This is a genomic window from Ruegeria sp. AD5, from assembly GCF_056542345.1.
Genome location: NZ_JBQFZR010000001.1, coordinates 257,804 through 281,079, shown reverse-complemented (window position 1 = coordinate 281,079; position 23,276 = coordinate 257,804). Strand labels below are relative to the sequence as shown.

At 57.7% G+C, this 23,276-nt stretch carries 17 protein-coding genes and 1 tRNA gene; 7 read left to right on the top strand and 11 right to left on the bottom strand.

Annotated elements, in window-relative coordinates:
• Positions 1-28: 28 nt before the first annotated feature.
• The 3 genes from bhcC to bhcA are packed head-to-tail and all read right to left on the bottom strand — an operon-like array spanning position 29 to position 3,377.
• Positions 29-1,192: a 3-hydroxy-D-aspartate aldolase BhcC gene (gene bhcC / locus ACR0JG_RS01365; protein WP_480567301.1), complete on the bottom strand. Its 1,164-nt coding sequence runs from the start codon at positions 1,190-1,192 to the stop codon at positions 29-31.
• An 11-nt stretch (positions 1,193-1,203) separates the two neighbouring features.
• The gene (bhcB, locus tag ACR0JG_RS01360; protein WP_480567299.1) at positions 1,204-2,175 is read right to left on the bottom strand and encodes a beta-hydroxyaspartate dehydratase BhcB; all 972 of its coding nucleotides are present in this window, start codon (positions 2,173-2,175) and stop codon (positions 1,204-1,206) included.
• Positions 2,176-2,186: 11 nt separating this feature from the next.
• Positions 2,187-3,377 carry an L-aspartate--glyoxylate aminotransferase BhcA gene (bhcA, locus tag ACR0JG_RS01355; RefSeq protein WP_480567297.1) on the bottom strand — a complete coding sequence of 397 codons (1,191 nt, stop codon included), beginning with the start codon at positions 3,375-3,377 and terminating at the stop codon, positions 2,187-2,189.
• Positions 3,378-3,580: 203 nt separating this feature from the next.
• On the opposite strand from bhcA, the gene ACR0JG_RS01350 reads away from it, so the two are divergent.
• A complete protein-coding gene (locus ACR0JG_RS01350) occupies positions 3,581-4,402 on the top strand; it encodes an IclR family transcriptional regulator (protein WP_480567295.1) in 822 nt (273 codons plus the stop codon).
• Positions 4,403-4,409: 7 nt separating this feature from the next.
• On the opposite strand, the gene ACR0JG_RS01345 is transcribed toward ACR0JG_RS01350, so the two are convergent.
• Both ACR0JG_RS01345 and putA read right to left on the bottom strand, forming a co-directional pair.
• A complete protein-coding gene (locus tag ACR0JG_RS01345; protein WP_480567292.1) occupies positions 4,410-5,153 on the bottom strand; it encodes a rhomboid family intramembrane serine protease in 744 nt (247 codons plus the stop codon).
• Positions 5,154-5,195: 42 nt separating this feature from the next.
• On the bottom strand, positions 5,196-8,594 hold the full coding sequence (putA, locus tag ACR0JG_RS01340) for a bifunctional proline dehydrogenase/L-glutamate gamma-semialdehyde dehydrogenase PutA (RefSeq protein WP_480567290.1): 3,399 nt from the start codon (positions 8,592-8,594) through the stop codon (positions 5,196-5,198).
• A 103-nt stretch (positions 8,595-8,697) separates the two neighbouring features.
• Between putA and ACR0JG_RS01335 the strand changes: the two genes are divergently transcribed.
• Both ACR0JG_RS01335 and ACR0JG_RS01330 read left to right on the top strand, forming a co-directional pair.
• A complete protein-coding gene (locus ACR0JG_RS01335) occupies positions 8,698-9,174 on the top strand; it encodes an Lrp/AsnC family transcriptional regulator (protein WP_170392279.1) in 477 nt (158 codons plus the stop codon).
• A 40-nt stretch (positions 9,175-9,214) separates the two neighbouring features.
• The gene (locus tag ACR0JG_RS01330; protein ID WP_480567288.1) at positions 9,215-9,775 is read left to right on the top strand and encodes a tetratricopeptide repeat protein; all 561 of its coding nucleotides are present in this window, start codon (positions 9,215-9,217) and stop codon (positions 9,773-9,775) included.
• Positions 9,776-9,836: 61 nt separating this feature from the next.
• Here the strand turns inward: ACR0JG_RS01330 and ACR0JG_RS01325 are convergent, their stop codons facing one another.
• A complete protein-coding gene (locus ACR0JG_RS01325) occupies positions 9,837-11,726 on the bottom strand; it encodes a PhoX family protein (protein WP_480567286.1) in 1,890 nt (629 codons plus the stop codon).
• A gap of 177 nt (positions 11,727-11,903) precedes the next feature.
• Positions 11,904-13,547 carry a hypothetical protein gene (locus ACR0JG_RS01320; protein WP_480567285.1) on the bottom strand — a complete coding sequence of 548 codons (1,644 nt, stop codon included), beginning with the start codon at positions 13,545-13,547 and terminating at the stop codon, positions 11,904-11,906.
• Positions 13,548-13,841: 294 nt separating this feature from the next.
• On the opposite strand from ACR0JG_RS01320, the gene ACR0JG_RS01315 reads away from it, so the two are divergent.
• The 4 genes from ACR0JG_RS01315 (at position 13,842) to ACR0JG_RS01300 (ending at position 18,865) form a co-directional block, all read left to right on the top strand.
• Positions 13,842-13,915: transfer RNA gene (locus ACR0JG_RS01315), tRNA-Gly, on the top strand.
• 143 nt (positions 13,916-14,058) lie between these two features.
• Positions 14,059-15,879 (top strand): ABC transporter transmembrane domain-containing protein, encoded by a 1,821-nt coding sequence (locus ACR0JG_RS01310; protein ID WP_480567283.1) that lies wholly within the window; start codon positions 14,059-14,061, stop codon positions 15,877-15,879.
• A 160-nt stretch (positions 15,880-16,039) separates the two neighbouring features.
• Complete coding sequence (locus ACR0JG_RS01305) at positions 16,040-17,929, top strand: acyl-CoA synthetase (RefSeq protein WP_170420681.1); 1,890 nt, start codon at positions 16,040-16,042, stop codon at positions 17,927-17,929.
• Positions 17,930-17,941: 12 nt separating this feature from the next.
• A complete protein-coding gene (locus ACR0JG_RS01300) occupies positions 17,942-18,865 on the top strand; it encodes an alpha/beta hydrolase (RefSeq protein WP_480567281.1) in 924 nt (307 codons plus the stop codon).
• Positions 18,866-18,871: 6 nt separating this feature from the next.
• On the opposite strand, the gene ACR0JG_RS01295 is transcribed toward ACR0JG_RS01300, so the two are convergent.
• The 4 genes from ACR0JG_RS01295 to ACR0JG_RS01280 form a co-directional block, all read right to left on the bottom strand.
• Positions 18,872-19,708: an alkaline phosphatase family protein gene (locus ACR0JG_RS01295; protein WP_480567278.1), complete on the bottom strand. Its 837-nt coding sequence runs from the start codon at positions 19,706-19,708 to the stop codon at positions 18,872-18,874.
• Positions 19,709-19,870: 162 nt separating this feature from the next.
• Positions 19,871-21,508: an ABC transporter ATP-binding protein gene (locus ACR0JG_RS01290; protein WP_170512411.1), complete on the bottom strand. Its 1,638-nt coding sequence runs from the start codon at positions 21,506-21,508 to the stop codon at positions 19,871-19,873.
• Complete coding sequence (locus ACR0JG_RS01285) at positions 21,505-22,320, bottom strand: ABC transporter permease (protein ID WP_170402849.1); 816 nt, start codon at positions 22,318-22,320, stop codon at positions 21,505-21,507. The genes ACR0JG_RS01290 and ACR0JG_RS01285 overlap by 4 nt, the downstream gene beginning before the upstream one ends.
• Positions 22,320-23,276, bottom strand: a complete 957-nt coding sequence (locus ACR0JG_RS01280; protein WP_170392259.1) for an ABC transporter permease — start codon at positions 23,274-23,276, stop codon at positions 22,320-22,322. The genes ACR0JG_RS01285 and ACR0JG_RS01280 overlap by 1 nt, the downstream gene beginning before the upstream one ends.

Below are 23,276 nucleotides of genomic sequence, written 5' to 3'. Positions count from 1 at the left end.
AACGTCCGCCCCTGCATTCATCTGTTGATCAATAGGCCTTGCCACGGGCAGAGACCGGCCAAAGGGCTTCAACCTTGCCGCCGCGCACACCGACGTACCAGTCATGAACGTTGCAGGTCGGGTCACAGTGGCCGGGCACCAGCCGCAGCTTGTCGTTGACCTTCAGCACCCCATCCGGATCGCCAATCACCCCGTGTTCGTCCGAGCACTTCAGGTATTCCACATCGTCCCGCCCAAAGATGAAGGGCAGGCCGCTATCGACTGATTGGGCCTTCAGACCCGCATCGCAGATTGCCTTGTCCGCTTTGGCGTGGCTCATCACGCTGGTCAGAATGAACAAGGCGTTTTCCCATTCACCCTGATCGATCCGTTGACCGTCCTTGTCCAGAATCCGACCGTAATCAGCATCCATGAAGGCATAAGAGCCACACTGCAGCTCGTTATAAACGCCCGAGTTGCTTTCGAAGTAATAAGACCCCGTACCGCCGCCCGAAACCAGCTCGCATTCGATCCCTTCAGCCTTCAATCCGTCGACGGCATCCTTGACCATGGCGATTGCGGTATCCAGTTTTTCTTTGCGTGCCTCATACGTATCCAGATGCTGCATCGCGCCTTGATAGGCCTGAATGCCGGTAAATTTCAGGTTAGGGGTGGCCTCAACCGCCTTGGCGATTTCGATCACGGCGGGGGTCGTGGTGACACCACAGCGGCCCGCGCCGCAGTCGATCTCGACAAAAACCTCCAATTCAGTGCCATGCTTAGCGGCAGCAGCAGAAATGTCAGCGACGTTGTCCACATCGTCGACGCAAACGATTGTGCGTGCACCAAGCTTCGGCAGGCGCGCCAGACGGTCAATCTTGGCCGGGTCCCGCACTTGATTCGAGACCAGAATGTCTTTGATGCCTCCGCGCGCAAACACCTCGGCCTCGGAAACCTTTTGGCAGCAGACGCCGACTGCGCCGCCCAATTGTTCCTGCAGCTTCGCGACGTCTACGGATTTGTGCATCTTGCCATGCACCCGGTGCCGCATCCCATGTGCCTTGGCATAGTCGCCCATCTTCTTGATGTTACGCTCGAGCGCGTCCAGATCAAGGACCAGGCAAGGAGTCTGGATTTCGGATTCATCCATGCCGATCGCGGCAGGAATGTCATAGCCAACTTCGAATTGATCACTGTTCATCGGTTTGTTCATCCTGTTTCTCCTTACCCTTTCAGCCAGGGCAGCTTATCCAGATCCACGTTGCCGCCGGTGATGATGACGCCGACGCGTTTGCCCCGGAAGATGTCGGGGTTCTTGAGAATGGTGGCCAGCGGAACGGCCGAAGACGGCTCCATCACCACGCGCAAGTATTTCCAGGTGAGTTTCATTGCGTCGATGATCTCTTGCTCGGACGCGGTGAAGATGTCGGTCACATTGTTCGACACAAAGTGCCATGTGTTTTCCTTGAGCGGGACCAACAGCCCGTCTGCCACCGTTTTGGGGGCATCGTCCGCGATGATATGACCCGCCTTGAAGGATCGATAAGCATCGTCCGCCTGCTCAGGCTCAGCCGCATAGATCGCGGTGTCCGGTGCAAGATTCGAGACCGTTAGACAGGTGCCCGAGACCATCCCGCCACCGCCGATTGGCGCGATCACTGCATCCAGGCCATCGGTCTGTTCCAGTAGCTCAGCCGAACATGTGGCCTGACCAGTGATAACACGAGGGTCGTTGTACGGGTGCACGAACTCTCCGCCTGTTCGGGCCTGCACCTCGGCAAACGTTGCCTCGCGGGAAGAGGTGGATGGCTCACATTCAGTGATCGTACCACCAAAGCGTCGTACCGCGTCTTTCTTGGCCTGCGGCGCGGTGCGCGGCATCACCACATTGCATGGAATGCCCCGGCGACCCGCCGCATATGACAACGACAGGGCGTGGTTCCCGCTTGAGTGGGTGCAAACACCGCTGGTCGCCATTTCATCGCTTAGGCCGAAGACCGCATTACTGGCACCGCGCACTTTGAATGCACCTGCTTCTTGAAAGTTCTCGCACTTGAAGAACAGCTGCGCGCCGGTCAGTTCATTCAGATAGTCCGAGGTCATTACCGGTGTGCGTCGGATGTGCGGCCCGATCCTTTCGTGCGCAGCCTGTACGTCGGCATAGGTCAGTTCGGCGACGGGGATTTGATCCAACATGACTGTCCTTCCTAAGCTGCGGCTTTTGCGTGGCTGGTTGAGCTGGCGCGATAGAATTCCTGCGCCGCAGCAACCCCGCTGCCAAGCTTCACCGGGTAGTTCAGATCGGCCATGGCCATCTCGACCGTGGCCAGCCCCGACAGGACCATAACATCGGTCAGGCTGCCCAAGTGGCCAATGCGGAACGCTTTGCCATTCAACTCACCCAGACCAATGCCGAAGGATACCCCATAGGTGTTGAAGGCATGGTCAGTCAGTTCGTTGCTGTCGAAGCCTTCGGGCACAAAAATGGCGCTGACGGTATCCGAGTAGAGGTCAGGAGATTGTGCGACCAACTTCAGGCCCCAGGCCGCAGTCGCGCGGCGCACACCTTCGGCCAGACGGGTGTGGCGGGCATAGACATTGTCCAACCCTTCCTCGAACAACATCTTAAGGCTTTCGCGCATACCGTAGATCAGCTGCAAAGGCGGAGTATAGGGAAAGCCGCCAGACGCATTTGCCGACATCATATCACGGAAATCAAAGAAGGTGCGGGGCAGTTGGGCGGTATCCATTGCAGCCAGAGCCTTGGGGCTGACGCACAGGATCGCCATGCCGGTGGCCAGCATGAACCCCTTCTGCGACCCCGAGACCGCAATATCCACGCCCCACCGGTCAAACTCGAACGGCATTGAGGCCAGAGAGCTCACGCAATCCACAAACATCATGGCCGGGTGATGTGCCACATCCATCGCATCGCGCACAGCGCTGATATCGGAACGCACACCTGTCGCGGTTTCGTTATGCGTCACCAATACGGCCTTGATTTCATGCGCTTTATCCGCGGACAGGATCGCCTCGAACCTGTCGGCTGGCGCGCCTGTTCCCCATGGGCATTCAACGATCTGAACGTCCAACCCGTGTCTTTCGCACAGATCGATCCAGCGATGGCTGAAGACGCCGTAGCGGGCGACAAGAACCTTGTCACCGGGGCTGAGCGTATTTGTAATCGCTGCCTCCCAACCGCCCGTTCCGCTGGCTGGAAAAGTGATTATCTGGCCTTCGGTGGTGCCGAAAACCTGTTTTGTGTTTTCCAGTACCGGGGCGAAGGTTTCAACGAAATCCGGGGCGCGATGGTCTTGCGTCTGAACCTGCATGGCAAGGCGCAAACGATCAGGAATGTTGGTTGGGCCTGGGATAAAGACCGGGTTTTGATGCGACATAACTCAATCCTCTGCTTTGGACCCAAGTGTCGCTTGAACGGTTGTGTGTTGCAATTTTCTTGAAAAATATTTTCATTTTATCTGTTAAATTGATAAGGTGCTGAAACGGATAGGAATTCAGTTTATCAAAATGATCTCTGAGAATTCCGGGCCAGAAAAATTGGTTCGGGTTTTCGGGGGAAAGTCCGAAAGCCAGATGAGAAATGGAAAAGCAAAAGCGACCGCGCGGCAGACCCAAATCGCTGTTTAAAGAAAGTTCGGCCGGGACCATGCAATCATTGGATCGGGCGCTGAGCGTACTTACCACCGTTGCCCGGCTAGAGCGCGTCGCGCTAAGCGATCTTGCCCGCGAGGTCGATGTACCGACGGCCACCACGCATCGCATTCTTGTGACACTGCAAAAACACGGATTCGTATCCTTTGATGAGGAACGGCAGGAATGGCTGGTCGGAATCGAAGCCTATCGGACCGGTGCGTCTTTTCTGCGGCGCAACAGCGTTCTGGAAATCGGCAGGCCGATCCTGCGGCGTCTGATGCAAGACAGCGGTGAGACCGCAAATCTGGCCGTACCCGATGGAGCAGAGGTGGTCTTTGTCGGGCAGGTCGAAACTCAGAACCCCATCCGGGCCTTCTTTCCACCCGGTGCGCGGACGCCCATGTATGCGTCCGGTACAGGAAAGGCTATTCTCGCTGCGTTGAGCGAAGAGAGTTTAGGCAAAGTTCTGGGCCGGGTTGATCCGGTTGCTTTCACTGAAAATACGAAGTTGCCCGCTTCGGGCTTGTATGCAGATCTGGCTGAAACTCGTACCCGAGGTTGGTCTTACGATCACGAAGAACGGTATGAAGGTATGTCTTGCATTGGTGCGGCCATCTTCAATGACAGGGCTGAGCCTTGCGCCGGTATCTCGGTATCCGGACCGACCGTAAGGTTCAGCCGCGAACGCGCGCCCGAATTGGGCGATCTGGTCATGCGCGCGGCGCAAGAGATCACCCAACTGAGCGGCGGTAGGCTACCCAAGAGCTGACGCTTGATTATTTGCGCGGCACTTTGGGGATGCGCGATTGCGAGAGTTTGTACTTGTGTTCCGGATGCGGTGGATGGCCGTGGGTGCGGTTCCAGAACCCAGTCCCTCCGCGCCTGAGCCATAGGGGGATGCACAGGATCAGCCCAACAAAGAACCCTCCGGTATGCGCCCAATAGGCAACGCCACCTTCATCGGGATTGCTGGAGAGGCTGCCAAGGAATTGCAGGCCCAGCCAGACACCCAGCATGATAAAGGCCGGGATGGTAAAGATCCGGATATAGACGATCAGAATCAACAGGATATCTACGCGCGCTTTTGGGAAAAGCAGAAGATAGCCGCCCATGACACCGGCTATCGCTCCGGACGCGCCAATTGTTGGCACCACCGAATCCGGTGCCGAAAAGACGTGAATCAACCCTGCTCCGATTCCTGCCAGCAGATAGAACACGAGAAACAGCACATGCCCCATTTCGTCTTCGAGGTTGTCGCCGAATATCCACAGGAACAGCATGTTTCCCGCCAGATGCATCCAGCCCCCATGCAGGAACATTGACGTCACGAGTGTCTCGAATCCATAGCCGTCAGTTATCCGGGCAGGAATGACCGCGTAGTCAACATAAAGCTGATTGATCAGCCGCGCATCCTCCATGACACCCACATAGCTGAGGAAGATCAGGATGTTCGCAGCCATAAGGGCATAAACAACAAACGGAGTACGCCCCGAAGGGTTATGGTCTCGGATCGGAAACATGGCGCGACGCTGGGCTTTTCGCCGCCCAGCGTCAAGGTCCGGTTATGCCGCACCTCCCAGAAGGGCGGCGTTGCCTCCGGCGGCGGTGGTGTCGACACAGACATGGCGTTCCCCCAGCACCCGAGCACGGTCGGGCTGCCCGGGGATCAGCGGGATGATCGGGCCATCGCGCCGGGCCAAATGCTGCTCGATCTGGCGGGCAGTGTCGTCGTCGCCCCACCACAGAACACCCGAGAAACCGGTCAGGTTTTCAAGGCGGTGCAGGTCCAACGTGCCGGTCATCTGGATCGCAGTACCACCCAACGATTTGACCGCATCCGCCTGAGCCTTGGCGGCCTCGACCCCCGGACCCATGCACAAAAGCGGCGCACGGGCATATTCGGTCAGGCGGTTTGATTCGCCGGTGGGACCGGGCAGAGATTGGGTGCTGGGCGTTGCAGGTTGCCCTTCGGGCGCACCTGGTTCAGCCGGACTGTCCCAGCGTCCCGAAGCATTCTGCCGATCAGGCGCGCAGAACCGTGCCATATAGTTCGGGCCGCCCGCCTTGGGGCCGGTGCCGGACAGACCTTCGCCGCCGAAGGGTTGCGAACCGACGATCGCGCCGATCTGGTTGCGGTTGACGTAGATATTACCGGCATGGATCGCCTCGGTCACATGCTGCACCCGGTCGTCGATACGCGTGTGCAGGCCGAAGGTCAGGCCGTAGCCCGTGGCATTGATATCCGCGATGACCTTGTCGATCTCTTGTGCCTTGAACCGGGCGACGTGCAGCACCGGGCCGAACACCTCGCGCTCTAGCGCCGAGATGCCGGGTATTTCGATCAGTGCCGGTGCGATGAATGTACCCTCGGGAGGCGTTGTCATCTCTTTCAGCACCCGTCCTTCGGCACGAGCGCGAGCCACGTGGTCCGCGATGGTTTGCCGGGCTTGCGCGTCAATGACCGGACCACAATCGGTCGAGATCAGCCAGGGATCATCCACCTGCAAAGCGTCCATCGCCCCTTGCAGCATGGTCAGAACGTCATCGGCAATATCCTCTTGCAGATAGAGGCAGCGCAGGGCCGAGCATCGCTGGCCTGCCGATTGGAACGCGCTTTCGATGATCGATTGCACAGCTTGTTCCGGCAACGCGGTGCTATCTACGATCATCGCATTCAGGCCGCCGGTCTCGGCGATCAATGGCGTGCCCGGACGCATATGCTGTGCCATGGCAGATCGGATTTTATGCGCGGTAGCGGTCGACCCGGTAAAGGCCACGCCCGAAATGCGTTCGTCCGACGTCAACGCCGCGCCCACTTTCGGCCCACCGGGAAGCAGTTGCAGCGCATCGCGTGGAACACCTGCTTCGTGCATTAGCTGAACAGCGCGATGGGCGATCAGTGGCGTTTGCGGGGCAGGGGCCGCCAGCACGGCGTTGCCAGTGGCCAACGCGGCCGAAATCTGACCGGTGAAGATCGCCAATGGGAAGTTCCACGGACTGATGCAGGTAAATATTCCGGCGGGTTTGGCGGCAGGAATATTGGCGGCGTAGTAGCGCAGGAAATCAACCGCCTCGCGCAGTTCGGCTACCGCATCGGGCACGGATTTTCCGGCTTCGCGGGCGAGCAGGGCAAACAGCTCTCCAAAATGCGCTTCATAGAGGTCGGCCGTTTTGTTCAGTGCTGCAGAACGCTCTTCAGCTGGGGCTTGCCATGGGCAGGCGCTGGCCAACGCCAGTTCCACATCCTCTGGGCTGGCTGCAGCGACCGAACCAGGGCGATCCTGCGGTTGTGCGGGATTGACCACGGGAGTGTCGTCCAAAGGCTTCGCCTCATCCGATAGCAACGGTCGCGCATACCAGTGATGGGCGCGGAAGGCGTCGCGCGCGATATCGATCTGGTCCAGCGTCGGCGTATGGTGCAGATCAAAGCCCTTCGAATTTGGTCGCTCCGGCTCGAACAGCTCGGGCCCGGTCGGCAGCGGTTTGCCGGGTGTTTGGACGGCCAGGAACGGATCTGCGGCAACGACTTCGGGGGCGACATCCTCATCAACGATCTGATTGACGAAGGATGAGTTCGCACCGTTTTCCAGCAAACGCCGGACCAGATAGGCCAACAGGTCCCGGTGTGCACCGACTGGGGCATAGATGCGGCAGCGCGCGTTCTGCTTTTCGCGCACAATCTGATGCAGGGTCTCACCCATCCCGTGCAGGCGCTGGAATTCGAATGGCTGGCCGTCCGCCATATGTAGGATGGCGCTGACGGTATGGGCGTTATGCGTGGCAAATTGCGGATAGATACGGTCGGTCATTCCCAGCAGCTTGCGGGCGTTGGCGATATAGGACACATCCGTCGCTGCCTTATCGGTGAAGACCGGAAAACCATCGACGCCCTCGACTTGCGCGCGCTTGATCTCGGTATCCCAATAAGCGCCCTTTACCAGCCGCACCATCAGCTTGCGGTCGTGCCGCTGGGCCATCTCATAGAGCGTATCCAATACCAACCCGGCGCGTGGGCCGTAGGCTTGCACGACGATGCCGAACCCGTCCCAACCGGCCAGTGCAGGCTCTGCCATAACTTCTTCGATCACCTGCAGCGAGAGCGACAGGCGATCTGCCTCTTCCGCGTCAACGTTCAGCCCCATGCCCGCTGCCTTGGCCAGCAAAGCCAGCGCGCGCAGCCGGGGCACCAGTTCGTCCATCACCCGTTGTTCCTGTGCCAGCTCATAACGGGGGTGCAGGGCCGACAGCTTGACCGAAATGCCTGGATTTTCGCGAATGTCTTTATGGGTGCAGGCCTCGGCAATAGCGGCGATCGCGCGCGAGTAAGACAGGTGATAGCGGGCAGCATCGGCCTCGGTCCGTGCCGCCTCGCCCAGCATGTCGTACGAGTAGGTATAGCCCTTATCTTCCATGCCTTTGGCGCGCTTCATGGCGGATTGAATGGTTTCGCCCAAAACGAACTGACGCCCCATTTCTTTCATAGCACGACCAACGGCGGTGCGGATCACCGGTTCACCCAGCCGTTTGATGGCCCCGCGCAGCGCGCCGACGGGCGAGGATTTGTCTTCGTCCAGGACCCGGCCTGTCAGCATCAACGCCCATGTCGACGCGTTCACCAGTGACGAGGATGATTGTCCCAGATGCTTTCCCCAGTCTGACGGGGCGATCTTGTCTTCGATCAGTGCGTCAATGGTATCCGCATCTGGCACACGCAACAGCGCCTCGGCCAAACACATAAGCGCAACGCCTTCATCTGTGGATAGGCCGTATTCAGCCAGAAACACTTCCATCATGCCAGGCGACGTGCTTGAGCGGATGTCGCGCACCAGCTGTGCTGCAGCCTCACAAATGGCCGTTCGGTCGGCCTCTGACAGCTTGGCCTGAGAGATCAGCGCGTCCAGTACAGTGGACTGGTCGGCATAAGTCTGAGTGTCGATTTTGGTGCGTAGGCTGTGTGACATGTGTACTCCGGGGCTTTTGCCTAATATAACCGCCTATAGTCAGGAGAATGGACCGAATTTCCTCGAATTCTGGTCGAATTGACTGAAATATAGGAGCCTGATTATGCAAAACGACTTGTCCAGCCTTGATCGCTTTGACCGTGCGATCCTTACGGCATTAGCTGAAGATGGCCGCATCTCAGTGACGGACCTTGCGCGCAGGATCGGCTTGTCAAAATCGCCGACACAGGCGCGGCTCAAACGGCTTGAGGCTGACGGGATCATCACAGGCTATCGCGCCATGTTGGACCCGATCCGTCTGGGCCTTGATCATGTGGCCTTTGTCGAGGTGCGTCTCACAGATACTCGTGAAAAAGCACTGGCCGAGTTCAATTCAGCGGTGCGCAGAGTTGCTGAGATTGAACAGGCTCATATGATCGCGTCCAACTTTGACTATCTGCTTAAAATCCGGACCCGATCGATGACGGAATACCGCACGGTGCTAGCCGAGAAAATCTCATCCCTGCCGCATGTTGCCAACACCTCCACCTTCGTTGCGATGGAGGCGGTGAAAGAAACCGGGTTGCTGGCTCCGCTATAAAGCAGTTGACCTAAACGCCTGATGGATCAGGTTAGAGAGGATGAAAAACGTACTTATCGTTGCCATACTCGCTGGTTCTGCCGCTCAGGCTTCTGCAGATTGCCCGGTCGCGCCGGATCATATTTCTGGCGTCGACGCCCTGATTGCGCAAGCCCAAACCGCGTCGTCTGAGCGCGAGGCGCGGGGCATTTCGGGACGGATGTGGCAACTCTGGACCGATGCGCCGGACGCCCGATCTCAAACCCTGTTGGATCGCGGGATGACTCTGCGCGAGTCTTGGGATTTGACCGGTGCGCTGGCCGAGTTTGACGCTCTGGTCGCTTATTGCCCGGATTATGCCGAGGGGTACAATCAGCGGGCATTCGTCAACTATTTGCAGCAGGATTACGGTGCGGCCCTGATCGATCTGGATCGGGCCATTGAGCTGTCCCCGAACCATATAGCGGCGCTTAGCGGGCGGGCATTATCGCTGTTGGGTCTCAAGCGGCTGGACGAAGCGCGAACGGCGCTGAACCATGCACTCGAACTGAACCCGTGGCTTTCAGAACGTGCCTTGCTTGCGCCGGGCGGGCTGCTTGATCCACCGGGTGAGGATATTTGAATTGAGACGAAAAAGCGCCCCGGAACCGAAGTTCAGGGGCGCTTTTGATGCAAGGGCTTGTTTAGCCGACCAGCCCGTTGTCGGTGCGTTTGATCGCAATCACCGACGAACGCGGCGTACCGCCATCGGGCCAATTGCTGCCCGGATGCTGGATGCCAACAAACATGGTGCGCAGGTCGGTCGACCAGGCCAGACCGGTGACTTCACAGCCATTCGGGCCGGTCATGAAGCGCACAATCTCCCCGGTCACGGGATCGCCAACTAGCATCTGGTTATTGCCGTTTCCTGCGAATTCTTCCTCGTTGTCATCATTCCCGTCTGTCTGAATCCAGACCAGACCGGTCGAATCGATGGCCATGCCGTCGGGTGAGTTGAACAGGTTGCCTTCGTTCACATTTGCCGATCCGCCACGGTTATCCGAATGAACAGTCGGGTTTCCGGCCATGACATAGAGATCCCAATCAAAGCCAGTGGCCGCGTGATCTTCATCCGCTGGACGCCAGCGCACGATCTGGCCGTATTTGTTGGCCTCGCGCGGGTTAGGGCCGTTGACTGCAGTGTCATCACCCCCAGCATTTGGCTTAACTCCACGGTTCTTGTTGTTGGTCAGGCAGCAATATGCCTCGACCGCAACAGGGCTGGAGGCCACCCATTCCGGGCGGTCCATTGTGGTGCCGCCCGCAGCCGATGCGGCCATACGGGTAAAGATCAGAATTTCGGCCGCGTCCATGCCGGTTGTTTCCGGCGTCAGCGGCAGCCATTCGCCGCTCATGTCGTCATTGAACTTGGCGACATATAGCGTGCCGTCATTCAACAAGCCCTGAGTGTCGACACCGGGCGCATAGGCCGCGTTCGAGACGAACCTGTAAAGATACTCGCCACGTTCATCGTCGCCCATATAGACCACAACACGACCGTCCGCAGCCAGCGCGACCTCAGCATTTTCATGCTTGAAGCGACCAAGGCCGGTGTGCTTGACCGGAGTGCTGTCGGGTTTGGTCGGGTCGATTTCAACGATCCAGCCTGCGCGGTGCGGCTCATTGGGGTTTTTCGAGGTTTCGAAGCGGGGGTCAAACAGTTCGTAGCCATTCCAGCTTTCGGCTTTGATGCCATAGCGTTTCATGCCGTCCGCGACCTTCTGATCGTAGCTGGCATTCTCGTCAGAGGAACCAAAGTAGCCGTTGAAATTTTCTTCGCAGGTCAGGTAGGTGCCCCACGGTGTCTTGCCGGAACCACAGTTGTTCATGGTGCCCAGCGACGCGGTTCCTGTCGGATCGGCCTCGGTCTTCAGTAGGTCATGACCAGCGGCGGGGCCGACGATCTTCATTGGAGTGTTGTGGTGGATCCGGCGGTTGAAGGGGCTGTCCTTAACGACCGCCCAGCCCGCAGGGCCTTCCTTGATCTCCATTACGGTCACGCCCTGGATGTTCTGCAACTTCAGAACGTCATCGGCACGGGTTGGAACACCTTCCTGCGCGGCAGGCAGGTTGATCTTGCGGTTCGGGTACTCGTGGTTGATCGCAATCAGCTCGTGACCCCGGAACGAGAATGTCTCCATCCCATCCGTATTCTCGCCGAAAACCTTGTCCGAGTTTTCAACCTTACCGCCATCGGTCAAATCGTATCCATCGGCCTCGGAAAACAGCGGATCGCCCCAGCGCATTAGCATCTTCCACTCATAACCTTCCGGAACGTGGACTGTCCCATCGGTCTGGGCGGGAATCGGCGTGAAGGCAAAGCGTTGTGCATCGACCGCCTGTGCTGAAGTTGAGCCCAACAAACCAGCGCCCATCGCCGCAGCGCCCGACCCAAATGCCACAACTCCTGACAGGAAACCCCGTCGCGAGATAGCGCTTTCAACCACGCGGTCGAAGTCGTGTTCATCCGGGCGGGGGAAGTGCAACTCATCCCAATCGTCGGCGGAAAGGGTGGTGAGATCGACGTCTGTCATGGATAGCTCCTGGCTGTCTGAACTAAGAATCGCCCCGTGGGTGTAGAGCGATCACATGACAGGAAATTGACTGTCTGAGCAAAGCTTCTTTTGATCTGCGCCGCGTACAGATTGACGCCGATCTACCTGCGGCGCTGATCAGTGTTTAGGCGAATCTATCGCCAAACGACCAGAAGCCTAAGCCGCCTTTGCCTTGCTGCGGCAATAACATGAGGCATGGATAGGCACCGTGGCCCGTGCAGCAGCTTTGTCCAGTTGCAGCTTGATATGACGGGCCTCGGTCGTTTCACCGCGACGGATCAGGCATTCATGCAGGCCATGTAGGCTCCAGATATTGCCGGGATGCTGGCAGGCACGGGCGAGCGTGTCGTCCAGACCCAGATCGGCCCGATAGACGGCCTCGGCCTCATCGAATTGACCGTCTTCCATCAACAAGGCACCCAGAGCGTGCCTTGTTGGCTGCATCCATCCCCATGGCTCGTCATAAACCAGATTGTCATCCAACTCGACCGAGCGGCGCAGATGATCAAGCCCGCCTTCACGGTCACCGGATTTGAACGCGATCTCTCCATCCATCATCGCCTCGCCGATCATCAAAACATCCTCGGCGGTGTTGTTGAATACCAGTCGACTTTCTGGGACGGCTTTCCTGGCCTGAACGGCCACTTTGCGTGCATGCGCTGCATCGTCCATACGACCCAAATTGGCCAGAGCCACAGCGCGCGCCTGATGAATTGCGGCGGTGGTATAGCTGTATAACTCCGCGTCGCCGGGCATGGGTTCATCCAGAATTTCCTGCCACATGCCAAAGCGGACCATGACATGGACTTTCTTGCCATAGAAGGATTCGAACAAATCCGGGAAGTAACGGATCACATTGTCCGGCAATAATCGCATCAATTCCTCGGACGCAGCCAGGGCCAATTCGGGTTGCCCTAGGAACATGGCCCCATAGGCTTCAAAATGTACGTTGTGGACGCGATAGACGGTATAGAAGTTCTCACCCCCGGCCATGGCTTCGTATTTCTTATCGACCGCTGCGGCTCGGTGATTGCGCCAGACCACATTCTGATAGTCGCCGCACAACACGTCGATATGCGTCGCCATGTGAACTAGATGCCCGCTGTCGGGCACTAGATCGACCAGCCGATCCCCGTGTCGCAGCGCCTTTTCCGGAGTGGGCGACATCTCCATCAAGTGGATATACATATGCAGCAGGCCGGGATGTTCCCATGCACCAGGCAAAGATTCAAAGGCCCTTTCCAGCACGGTTTGCGCCTCGGTGGTGGATGCGCCCTCGGGGGGTGTGCCATTCTTAAGGTCCCAAAGCTGCCAGGGCGTTCGGTTCATCAAGGCTTCGGCAAACACGGACGAGACGTCCAGATCTTCCGGATGATCGGAAAAAACCGCGCGCATCGAATCGGCGAAGGCGTCATTCCACGGTGCATAGTCCTCTATTTCGGGGTCCGACGGGAAATGGTGTGAGATCGCTTCGATCAAGGCCGCCTCAATCGGGGTCGAAGATGTGCGCAGAGCCATCGCCGTTTCGACTGCCTGACGCGCCCGGTCAAGGGTGGCAACCTTTTCATCGGGCTCAAAGAACTCCCATGGTTTATTGTAATTTGGACCAATCGCATAGGCGACGCCCCAATGGGCCATGCTGCAATTCGGGTCATGAGATATTGCCTCTTCGAAACAGGCGGCAGCGGCCTCATGATTATACCCAAACAACCAGATGAGCCCTTGATCGAACAGCTTCTGAGCTTCGCTTGATGAAGTGGTAACAGCACGGCGATACGTGCCGAGGTCAAAATCGGTCATCCTTCAATCCCCCGCTTACTCTCCGCCGAACACCGGCAATCAGCGCCGAACAGCGGATCATCGAATTATAGCACAATTTCGTGAAAGGCATCGCGGAGCGCGGAAAAGGCTCTTCGAGCTATCCAGCCCTCCTTGTCGGACAAGATTACTCATCGGAAAGCAGCCAGCTGTCGCGGTTGTTCGCAAGTGTCGGTGCCGGCAAAATGGACGTATCAATTCTCACCGCGAGGTGCATTTGATTGAAACATCCTCTTGACGACAAATTTTGTATGAAATAGGTGGTGACCTCGCTGAGCGGGCGTTGTGTAGTGGTAAGACCTTAGCCTTCCAAGCTAATGACGCGGGTTCGATTCCCGCCGCCCGCTCCAGCTGATCCCCCACACAGGTTGCGTCATTTAGCCCTTATCGGGCTGCAAAACTTTGTCTTCAGCTTGACCCCAAACGCCTCTGACGCCAAGAAGCTGAGATTGATGCCTGATCAGGGCGACCGACCAAAATACAAGGGCCAGACATGGCAAGAACCAACGCCGCCAGTCCAGCGAACAATTCGGCTCCGCGAGCGCAGGAGCAGCGTGCACGGTCTAAGAAAATCGGCGTGCTGCGGTCATTGTGGCCGTTCATGAGGCCCTATCGACTGCTGATGATCGGCGCGACACTGGCGTTGATCCTGACGGCCAGCATGACGCTGACATTGCCCTTGGCTGTGCGGCGTGTGGTCGACAATTTCCGCATCGAAGATGGTGATTTGCTTGAATGGTACTTTCTGGCCGCCCTCGGTATAGCCGGGATTCTCGCCGTGGGTACGGGTATTCGCTATGCTTTGGTGACCCGGTTGGGTGAACGTGTGGTGGCCGATATCCGAAAGGCGGTTTTTGACCGCGTGATCGGGATGAGCCCCGAGTTTTACGAGCGCATCATGACCGGCGAAGTTCTGAGCCGTATCACCACCGACACAACGCTGATCCAATCGGTGCTGGGGTCGTCTGTGTCCATCGCGCTCCGCAACCTTCTGATGTTCGTCGGTGGACTGGTGCTGATGCTGCTGACGTCGGCCAAGCTGACCGGAATGGTATTGTTGCTTATCCCGCTGGTGGTTGTGCCAATATTGGTACTGGGCCGCAGGTTACGGGTGATCAGCCGGGAAAATCAGGACTGGATTGCGGCGTCCTCTGGAAATGCCGGCGAGGCGTTGGGTGCGGTGCAAACCGTGCAGGCTTTTACTCATGAGGACGCCAGCAGGACGCAGTTCGGAGAGATGACAGAAACTTCGTACGAAGTTTCTCTGCGTCGGATCCAGACCCGTGCGATTCTGACCGTCATTGTGATCTTTCTCGTCTTCTCGGGCATCGTTGGCGTGCTGTGGATGGGTGCGAATGATGTGCGTAACGGGGTTATGACCGAGGGCGTGCTGATCCAGTTTGTGATCTATTCGATCATCATGGCGGGTTCAGTCGCGGCGTTGTCCGAAATCTGGAGCGAGTTGCAGCGCGCTGCAGGTGCGACCGAGCGTTTGGTCGAGCTTCTGAACGCTGAAGATACAGTCAACGATCCGTCGCAGGCCAAGGCATTGCCTGTGCCCGTACGCGGAGAGATACGTTTCGACGATGTGACATTCCACTATCCCGCGCGCCCGGACGTTGTCGCGCTGGATCAATTGTCACTGCAGATTAAACCTGGGGAGACAGTGGCCTTTGTTGGCCCGTCTGGTGCGGGCAAGACAACAGTCATCCAGATGATTCAGCGGTTCTATGATCCCGATGCGGGACAGGTCAGCCTTGATGGGCTCGACCTGCGCGAGTTGAACCGTGACGACTTCCGTCAGCACATCGCGCTGGTCCCGCAAGACCCCGTGATCTTTGCCGCTTCGGCGCGCGAGAATATCCGCTTTGGCCGTCTGGACGCCTCAGATGCCGAAGTCGAGTCCGCCGCCCGAGCCGCCGCCGCGCATGAGTTCATCTCGGCTTTGCCCGAAGGGTATGACAGCTTTGTGGGCGAACGGGGCGTAATGCTGTCGGGTGGTCAGAAGCAACGTATCGCCATCGCACGTGCCATCCTGCGCGACGCACCGGTGCTGCTGCTGGACGAGGCGACCTCGGCTTTGGACGCAGAAAGCGAACGTGCGGTGCAGGGTGCGGTCGATAACATGAGGGCAGGGCGCACCACTCTGATCGTGGCGCACCGTCTGGCGACCGTTAAGAAGGCAGACCGGATTGTCGTGCTGGAAGCCGGGCGCATTGTAGCGCAGGGTACCCATAACGATCTGGTGGCGCAGGACGGTTTGTATGCCCGCCTCGCACGTCTGCAGTTCACCGACGGGGTGGCTGCAGAATAAAGTGACGCTCCGGCACATCTCGTTTCGCCGTAGCGTCATTCTACATATTCCCGGACCTGATCGCTAAGCCCTTGCTTGCGCATGGTGTGTTTTGCTTCCATCTTGGAGAGGACAATCAAACCTGTGCGTGACACGGGAGACAGATCAGGGGAGGAGCCACATGGCCTTTGTGGGATTGGAAGACAAGGCGCGCATCGAGCAGGAGATGACGTGGGAGGACCGGGACGTACCCGTCACTTTCCACCAGCTGTTGTCGCGGACGGCGGGCAAGTTCCCGAACCACAAAGCGATCAGCTTTCAGTTGTTGTCTGGACCGAGTGACAAGGCTGAGACGCTGACATGGTCCGAACTGCTGGGAAAAGTCAACCAAGCGGCCAATCTGTTCCGTTCCCTTGGCATCGGAGAAAACGATGTGGTGGCTTATGTGCTGCCCAACTGTAACGAGACGCTGGTCACCATGATGGGCGGTGCGGTAGCTGGGATCGTGAACCCGATCAACCCATTGCTGGAGCCGGAGCAGATCGCGGCGATCCTGCGTGAGACCAAGGCGAAGGTCGTGGTCACGCTGAAATCCTTCCCCAAAACCGATGTAGCCCAAAAGGTCGAAGAGGCAGTACGCCACGCTCCGGGCGTCAACACGATCCTTGAGATCGACCTGAATCGCTATCTGACGCCGCCCAAATCCTGGCTTGTACCGTTCTTGCGCCCAAAGATGGGTGATAAAGAAAAGCTGGCCCATGCGGATTACAAGAACTTCCTTGATGAGCTGAACAAGCAGCCTAAAACGCTGAACTTTGAGGATAGCCAGGAAGATCGGGTGGCGTGCTACTTCCACACGGGCGGCACTACGGGCATGCCGAAAGTAGCGCAGCACAAATACTCGGGCCTTATCTACAATGGCTGGTTGGGCAACACGCTGCTCTTTGACGAAAACGACGTCATCATGTGCCCTCTGCCGATGTTCCATGTTTTTGCGGTGCATGTCATCGTGATGGCGGCGGTGTCGTCTGGTGCACATGTGGTATTCCCGACGCCTGCCGGGTATCGCGGTGATGGCGTATTCGACAATTTCTGGAAACTGATCGAACGCTGGAAGGTTTCGTTCATCATTACAGTGCCGACAGCGATTTCAGCCAAAATGCAGCGACCTGTGGATGCGGATATATCCAGCGTGAAAACGGCGTTTTCGGGATCAGCTCCGTTGCCGGTCGAACTGTTCCGTCGGTTTGAAGAAGCGACCGGCGTTACTATCGTCGAGGGCTACGGCCTGACCGAGGCCACTTGTCTGGTGTCATGCAACCCCGTGGATGGGGAAAAGAAGATCGGCTCGATCGGTATCCCGTTCCCTTATACGGATGTCAAAATCCTGCAGGACGGGCCGGATGGACCAACCGAGTGCGGCGTAGATCAGATCGGTGAAATTTGCATCTCGAACCCCGGCGTATACGCGGGCAATACTTATACCGAGACCGACAAGAATACGAACCTCTATCATTTCGATAAATACCTGCGCACGGGCGATCTGGGACGGTTTGATGAGGACGGCTATCTGTGGATCACCGGTCGCGCGAAGGACCTGATCATTCGCGGCGGACACAATATCGATCCTGCAGAAATCGAAGAGGCCTTGCTGGGCCATGATGCCGTCGCCTTTGCAGGGGCCATCGGTCAGCCCGATGCGCATTCGGGTGAGGTGCCTTGCGCCTTTGTTGAACTGGTCGAGGGGGCCTCGGTCACTGAACAGGAGCTGATGGACTATTGCAAGGTCCACGTCCACGAACGCGCGGCACAGCCCAAGCACATGACCATTCTGGATGAATTGCCGAAAACCGCCGTTGGCAAGGTTTTCAAACCCGAACTGCGCAAGCAAGCCATCACTCGCATCTACAACGGTGCATTGGACGCCGCAGGCATTGAAGCGCGGGTCGTTTCGGTAATCGACGACAAGAAGAGGGGTCTTGTCGCGCAGCTTGACGCGAATGGGTCTTCCGAAGACGATGTCTCAAAAGTACTGGGTTCGTTTACCCGGCCATGGGAGTGGTCTGAATAATTCGGAGGAACAATGGACTATGAACGTCTGATCGACGAGGAGACCTGGGGTTTCATCCGGCGCACAGCCGAGAGCTATCCGGATGATACAGTAGAGATGTCCATTGCTGACCAACGCCGGGTCTATGACGCGATGTGTCAGGACTTCCGCCAGCCGCGCCCACCTGGCATCGAGGTGCGCGACAGGTCCGCCGATGGCGTAGCTGTTCGCATTTATAGCGCCGGTGACCCCACCCGGACCGTCGTCTACATACATGGTGGTGGGTTCGTCGTCGGGGGCTTGGATAGCCACGATGATGTTTGTGCGGAACTCTGCGCCCAGACGGGCTATCGGATCGTTTCGGTCGACTATCGGTTGTGCCCTGAGCATGTGCACCCGGCGCAGTTTCAGGATAGCTGGACCGCCACGAACTGGGTGGTTCAGGAATACGGCGAACCGATCGTGCTGGCCGGTGACAGCGCGGGTGGCAATCTGGCAGCAGCCGTTTCGCACCATGGTCGGAGTCGGTTGGAAAATGTGCTGGGGCAGGTCCTTATATATCCCGGCTTAGGCGGAGATATGTCGCAGGGGTCGTATATCGAACATGCCAATGCCCCGCTGCTGACATTGGACGATATCCGGTTTTATGAGACTGTTCGGAATCAAGGTACCACGCCCCAGAACGATCCTACCTATGCACCGTTGCATGACGTCGATTTCTCGGGGCTACCGCCGACGGTGGTGGTGACCGCCGATTGCGATCCGCTGCGCGATGACGGGCAAGCTTATTGCGACCGGATCACAGCCGCAGGTGGGCAGGCCCATTGCATCAACGAGGCCGGTTTGGTCCACGGATATCTGCGCGCCCGAACATCGGTCAGGCGCGCCGCGGACAGCTTTGAGCGGATTTCCGTGGCGATTGAGGCTTTGGGGCAGGGGATTTGGTCCTACGACTGAACCGCGTCAGGTCAGGAACGGCTTGGCTTTCATCGTATCCGCCACCGGTGCGCCCATGCGCTGAAGTATGGTTGGTGCAAGCTGTAGCTGGTCTATCACGATATCGGGATCAGGGCCTTTGGCCTCTCCAAAGTAGTAAAGCGCTGTTTCCTGCTGCAACGGGCTGCGACCACCGTGATGGCCACGTTCGTCTTGTCCATGATCAGCCGTCACGATGACGTCATAGCCCAACTGCTGCCAGCGCGGAATGAACGGGGCCAGCATTTCGTCCATGACAAAACAGGCATGGTCCATCTCGGCGCAATCGTGGAAGAAACGATGCCCCATACTGTCCAGTGTGCAGGTGTGCAGGATGCCATAATCCAGCCCAAAGCGCAGACACAGATTGGTCAGCGAGGCAAACAGATCGACATCACTGGGCGTCATCTGGTTCGCTTTGCCGTATCCCGTCATCGAATGAAATCGACCATGGTTGATGGTCAGGTTGTCGGGCTCGTCATATTCAACGTCGCGGACGTAGTCGAATGGGTGGCGATTGAAGAATTGAGACCAATAGCTGTGGGTGACCGCGCCGGTTATGCCGCCTGCCTCACGCACCTGGCTGAACACATCCTTGTGGCTTAGCCGGAAGACGTTGCCGTTGCCGGTGCAGCCATGCTCTTGCGGTGTGACGCCGGTATGGATCGACGCATAGCAACTGGCAGAGGTCGAAGGCAGTACAGAGCGGAGTTTCCAAACCCGGGCAGCACCGCTGTCGATCCATCCTTCAAGATTGCCAAACAGTCGACGAAAGTTGCGCCAGGGGACGCCGTCGAGGATGATCAAAAGCAGTTTGCGGTCCATGTTCCGGCCCTTGTTTCTGAGTATTCGTTCCGGCGAACCTATGAGATTCGTCCGGCTATGGCTGCGCATTTGCGCCCCAAATAGCAAAATCCCGACGTCTGCTTGTGTTCACAGCGCCGGGAATTTGAATGGTCTTCGGTGTTTCTATGAGAAGGGCGCGGATCAGTTCCCCGCGCTCTCCATTTTGCGGTGGGCGACAACCTCTTCCAGCCAGCCAAGATGCATCTCAGGCACCGAGCTAAGCAGCAAGTCTGTATAGTCGTCGAACGGAGGGCTTAGCACCTGGCTCTTGGGACCGTAGCGAACCACCCGACCCTGGTACATCACCGCGATACTATCGCTGATCGCACGGACTGTCGCCAGATCGTGGGTGATGAACAGGTATGCCACATCCTCAATCTTTTGCAGATCCAGCAGCAGCTTGAGGATACCGTCCGCGACCAGCGGGTCGAGCGCCGAGGTGACCTCATCACAGATGATCATCTTTGGCTTGGCCGCCAGCGATCGCGCGATACAGACACGCTGTTTCTGACCACCCGACAGTTCCGCCGGATAACGATCGATGAACTTCTCGCCCAGTTCGATCTCATCCAGCAGCTCAACGATCCGCTTGCGTTTCTCGGCGCCGCGCATGTTGAAGTAGAACTCGAGTGGGCGGCCGATAATCGTACCGACGGTCTGACGCGGGTTCATTGCCACGTCGGCCATCTGGTAGATCATTTGCAGCTCACGCAGGTCTTCACGCGTGCGGCCTTTCAGATCAGAGCTGAGCTTGCGGCCCGCAAAGGTAATCTCACCATCGCGGGGCGGAAGAAGCCCGGTGATGACCCGCGCCAGCGTAGACTTACCCGACCCGGATTCACCCACAACCGCCAGTGTCTGCCCCGGATGAAGCTCGACGTTGACATTATGCAGCACGTCGAAATTCAAGCCTTTGTAGCGCGCGGTGATACCATCGACGCTCAGCACGGGTTCAGGAGTTGGTTTTTTCTCTTCGTGCTCGATTGAGCGGACCGAAACCAGCGCCTGTGTGTACTCTTCTTGCGGGCGGTTTATGATCTGGTCGGTATTTCCGTATTCGACCGTATCGCCCATCCGCAGCACCATGATGTCATCACTGACCTGGGCCACAACTGCCAGATCATGGGTGATATACAAGGCGGCAACGCCCGAGTCGCGAATGGCGTCTTTGATGGCCATCAGCACATCGATTTGGGTAGTCACGTCCAGTGCCGTGGTAGGTTCGTCAAAAACCACCAGATCAGGCTCGGGGCAAAGCGCCAGCGCCGTCATGCAGCGCTGCAGCTGTCCGCCCGAAACCTGATGCGGGTAACGATCACCGATATTGTCAGGGTCGGGCAGACCCAGCTTGGCAAAAAGCTCACGCGCGCGGGCTTCAGCCTCTTTGCGCGAAAACTTCTTCTGCTCAACTGCGGCCTCGACCACTTGATCCATGATCTTCTTTGCGGGGTTGAACGATGCGGCGGCGGATTGGGAAACATATGTTACCTCACCACCGCGCAGTTTGCGGATGTCCCCATGAGATGTCTTGAGGATATCACGCCCGTTCACCCAAACCTCGCCCCCGGTGATTTTCACACCGCCACGGCCATAGGCCATTGAGGCCAGACCGATGGTAGATTTGCCAGCCCCGGATTCGCCGATCAGACCCAGCACCTTGCCTGGCGCGAGGTCAAAGCTGACCCCGTGCACGATCTCGATGTCATGGGGCTTTTCACCCGGCGGATAGACGGTCGCGCCGATTTTGAGGTCGCGGACCTTGAGAAGGATATCACTCATCCCCGGCCTCCTTTCAGCGATGTGGTACGATTCAGGACCCAGTCAGCCACCAGGTTGACCGAGATTGCCAGCGTCGCAATGGCCACAGCGGGATAAAGCGCTGCGCCGATACCATAGACGATGCCATCCTTGTTTTCTTTCACGATACCGCCCCAGTCAGCCAGCGGTGGCTGGACGCCCAGTCCCAGGAACGACAGGGTCGAGATGAACAGAACCATGAAGATGAACCGTAGCCCGAATTCGGCCACAAGTGGCGACAGCGCATTGGGCAGGATTTCCCGGAAGATGATCCAGGCGCGCCCTTCGCCGCGCAGCTTGGCGGCTTCAACATAGTCCATCACGTTGATGTCCACCGCTACGGATCGCGATAGACGATACGGGCGAGTGGCATCCAGTAAGCCCATAACAAGGATCAGGATCGGGACGGTCACCGGAACGATGGCCAGAATGACCAGTGCCAGGATCAGAGTCGGGATTGACATGATCAGATCCACCGTACGGCTGAGCGCCTGATCAGCCCATCCGCCCAGTACAGCAGCCAGCAGGCCCAGCGACGTACCGGTCAGAAAGCTGAGCAGCGTCGCCGCTGCCGCGATGAAGATTGTCGTGCGCCCGCCATAGATCATGCGGGTCAGCAGATCGCGACCGATATTGTCAGTGCCTAGCAGATGTTCGGGGCTGCTCGGCTCCCAGACGTCGCCGACGACTTCTGCCATTCCATAGGGTGCAATCAACGGGGCGGCGATCGCCACAAAGAAATAGGCGAAGGTGAAGATAAGGCCAATCAGAGCCGAAAGAGGAATGTTCTTTATCATTTCGGATGCCTCAGTCTTGGGTTGGCAAGGATCGACACGATATCTGCAACCATGTTCAGACCGATATAAACGGCCGCAAACACCACGCCGCAGGCCAGAACAACCGGCACATCACGTTTGGTCACGGCATCCACAAGGTATTGCCCCATACCTGGATAGACGAACACAACCTCGACCACGACAACACCCACGACCAGATAGGCCAGGTTCAGCATGACGACGTTCACGATCGGTGAAATCGCGTTGGGAAAGGCATGGCGGGCAATAACCTGAAATGTGCTGAGGCCTTTCAATTCAGCGGTTTCGATATAGGCCGATTGCATGAGGTTCAGAATGGCCGCGCGCGTCATGCGCATCATCTGTGCCAGCACGACCAGCGTCAGAACAAAGGCAGGTAGCGCGATTGCATTCAACTTTTGTCCAAACGACATAGAATCATTGATCATCGCAAGCGACGAGAACCATCCCAATTTCACTGAGATATAGTAGATCACCACATAACCGATCAGAAACTCGGGGATCGAAACCGTCGTCAGGGTGATGGCTGAAATCAGTTTGTCGGGCCAGCGATTGCGGAACCGCACGGCAAGCAGCCCCAGAAAGATTGCAAGCGGTACGGAAACTATTGCTGCCACGCAAGCCAGGAACAGAGTGTTCCCAAGGCGTTTTCCAATACTCTCGGAGATATCAAGTTTGTTGGTCAGGGATTGACCCAGGTCACCCTGAAGTATGCCGCCCAACCACTCGAAATAGCGTGTAAGGGCAGGGCGGTTCAGGCCCATTTCTTCGCGTAGGTTTGCCAAGGCCTCTGGAGTTGCGGACTGCCCCAGGACGGCTTGCGCGGCGTCTCCAGGTAGGGCTTCGGTTAGGCCGAAAATCAGGGCCGAAGCGCCGAGCAGCAAAAGGAGTCCCAGCGCCAGGCGCTGGGAAACCAATTTGATGATGGGATGCAT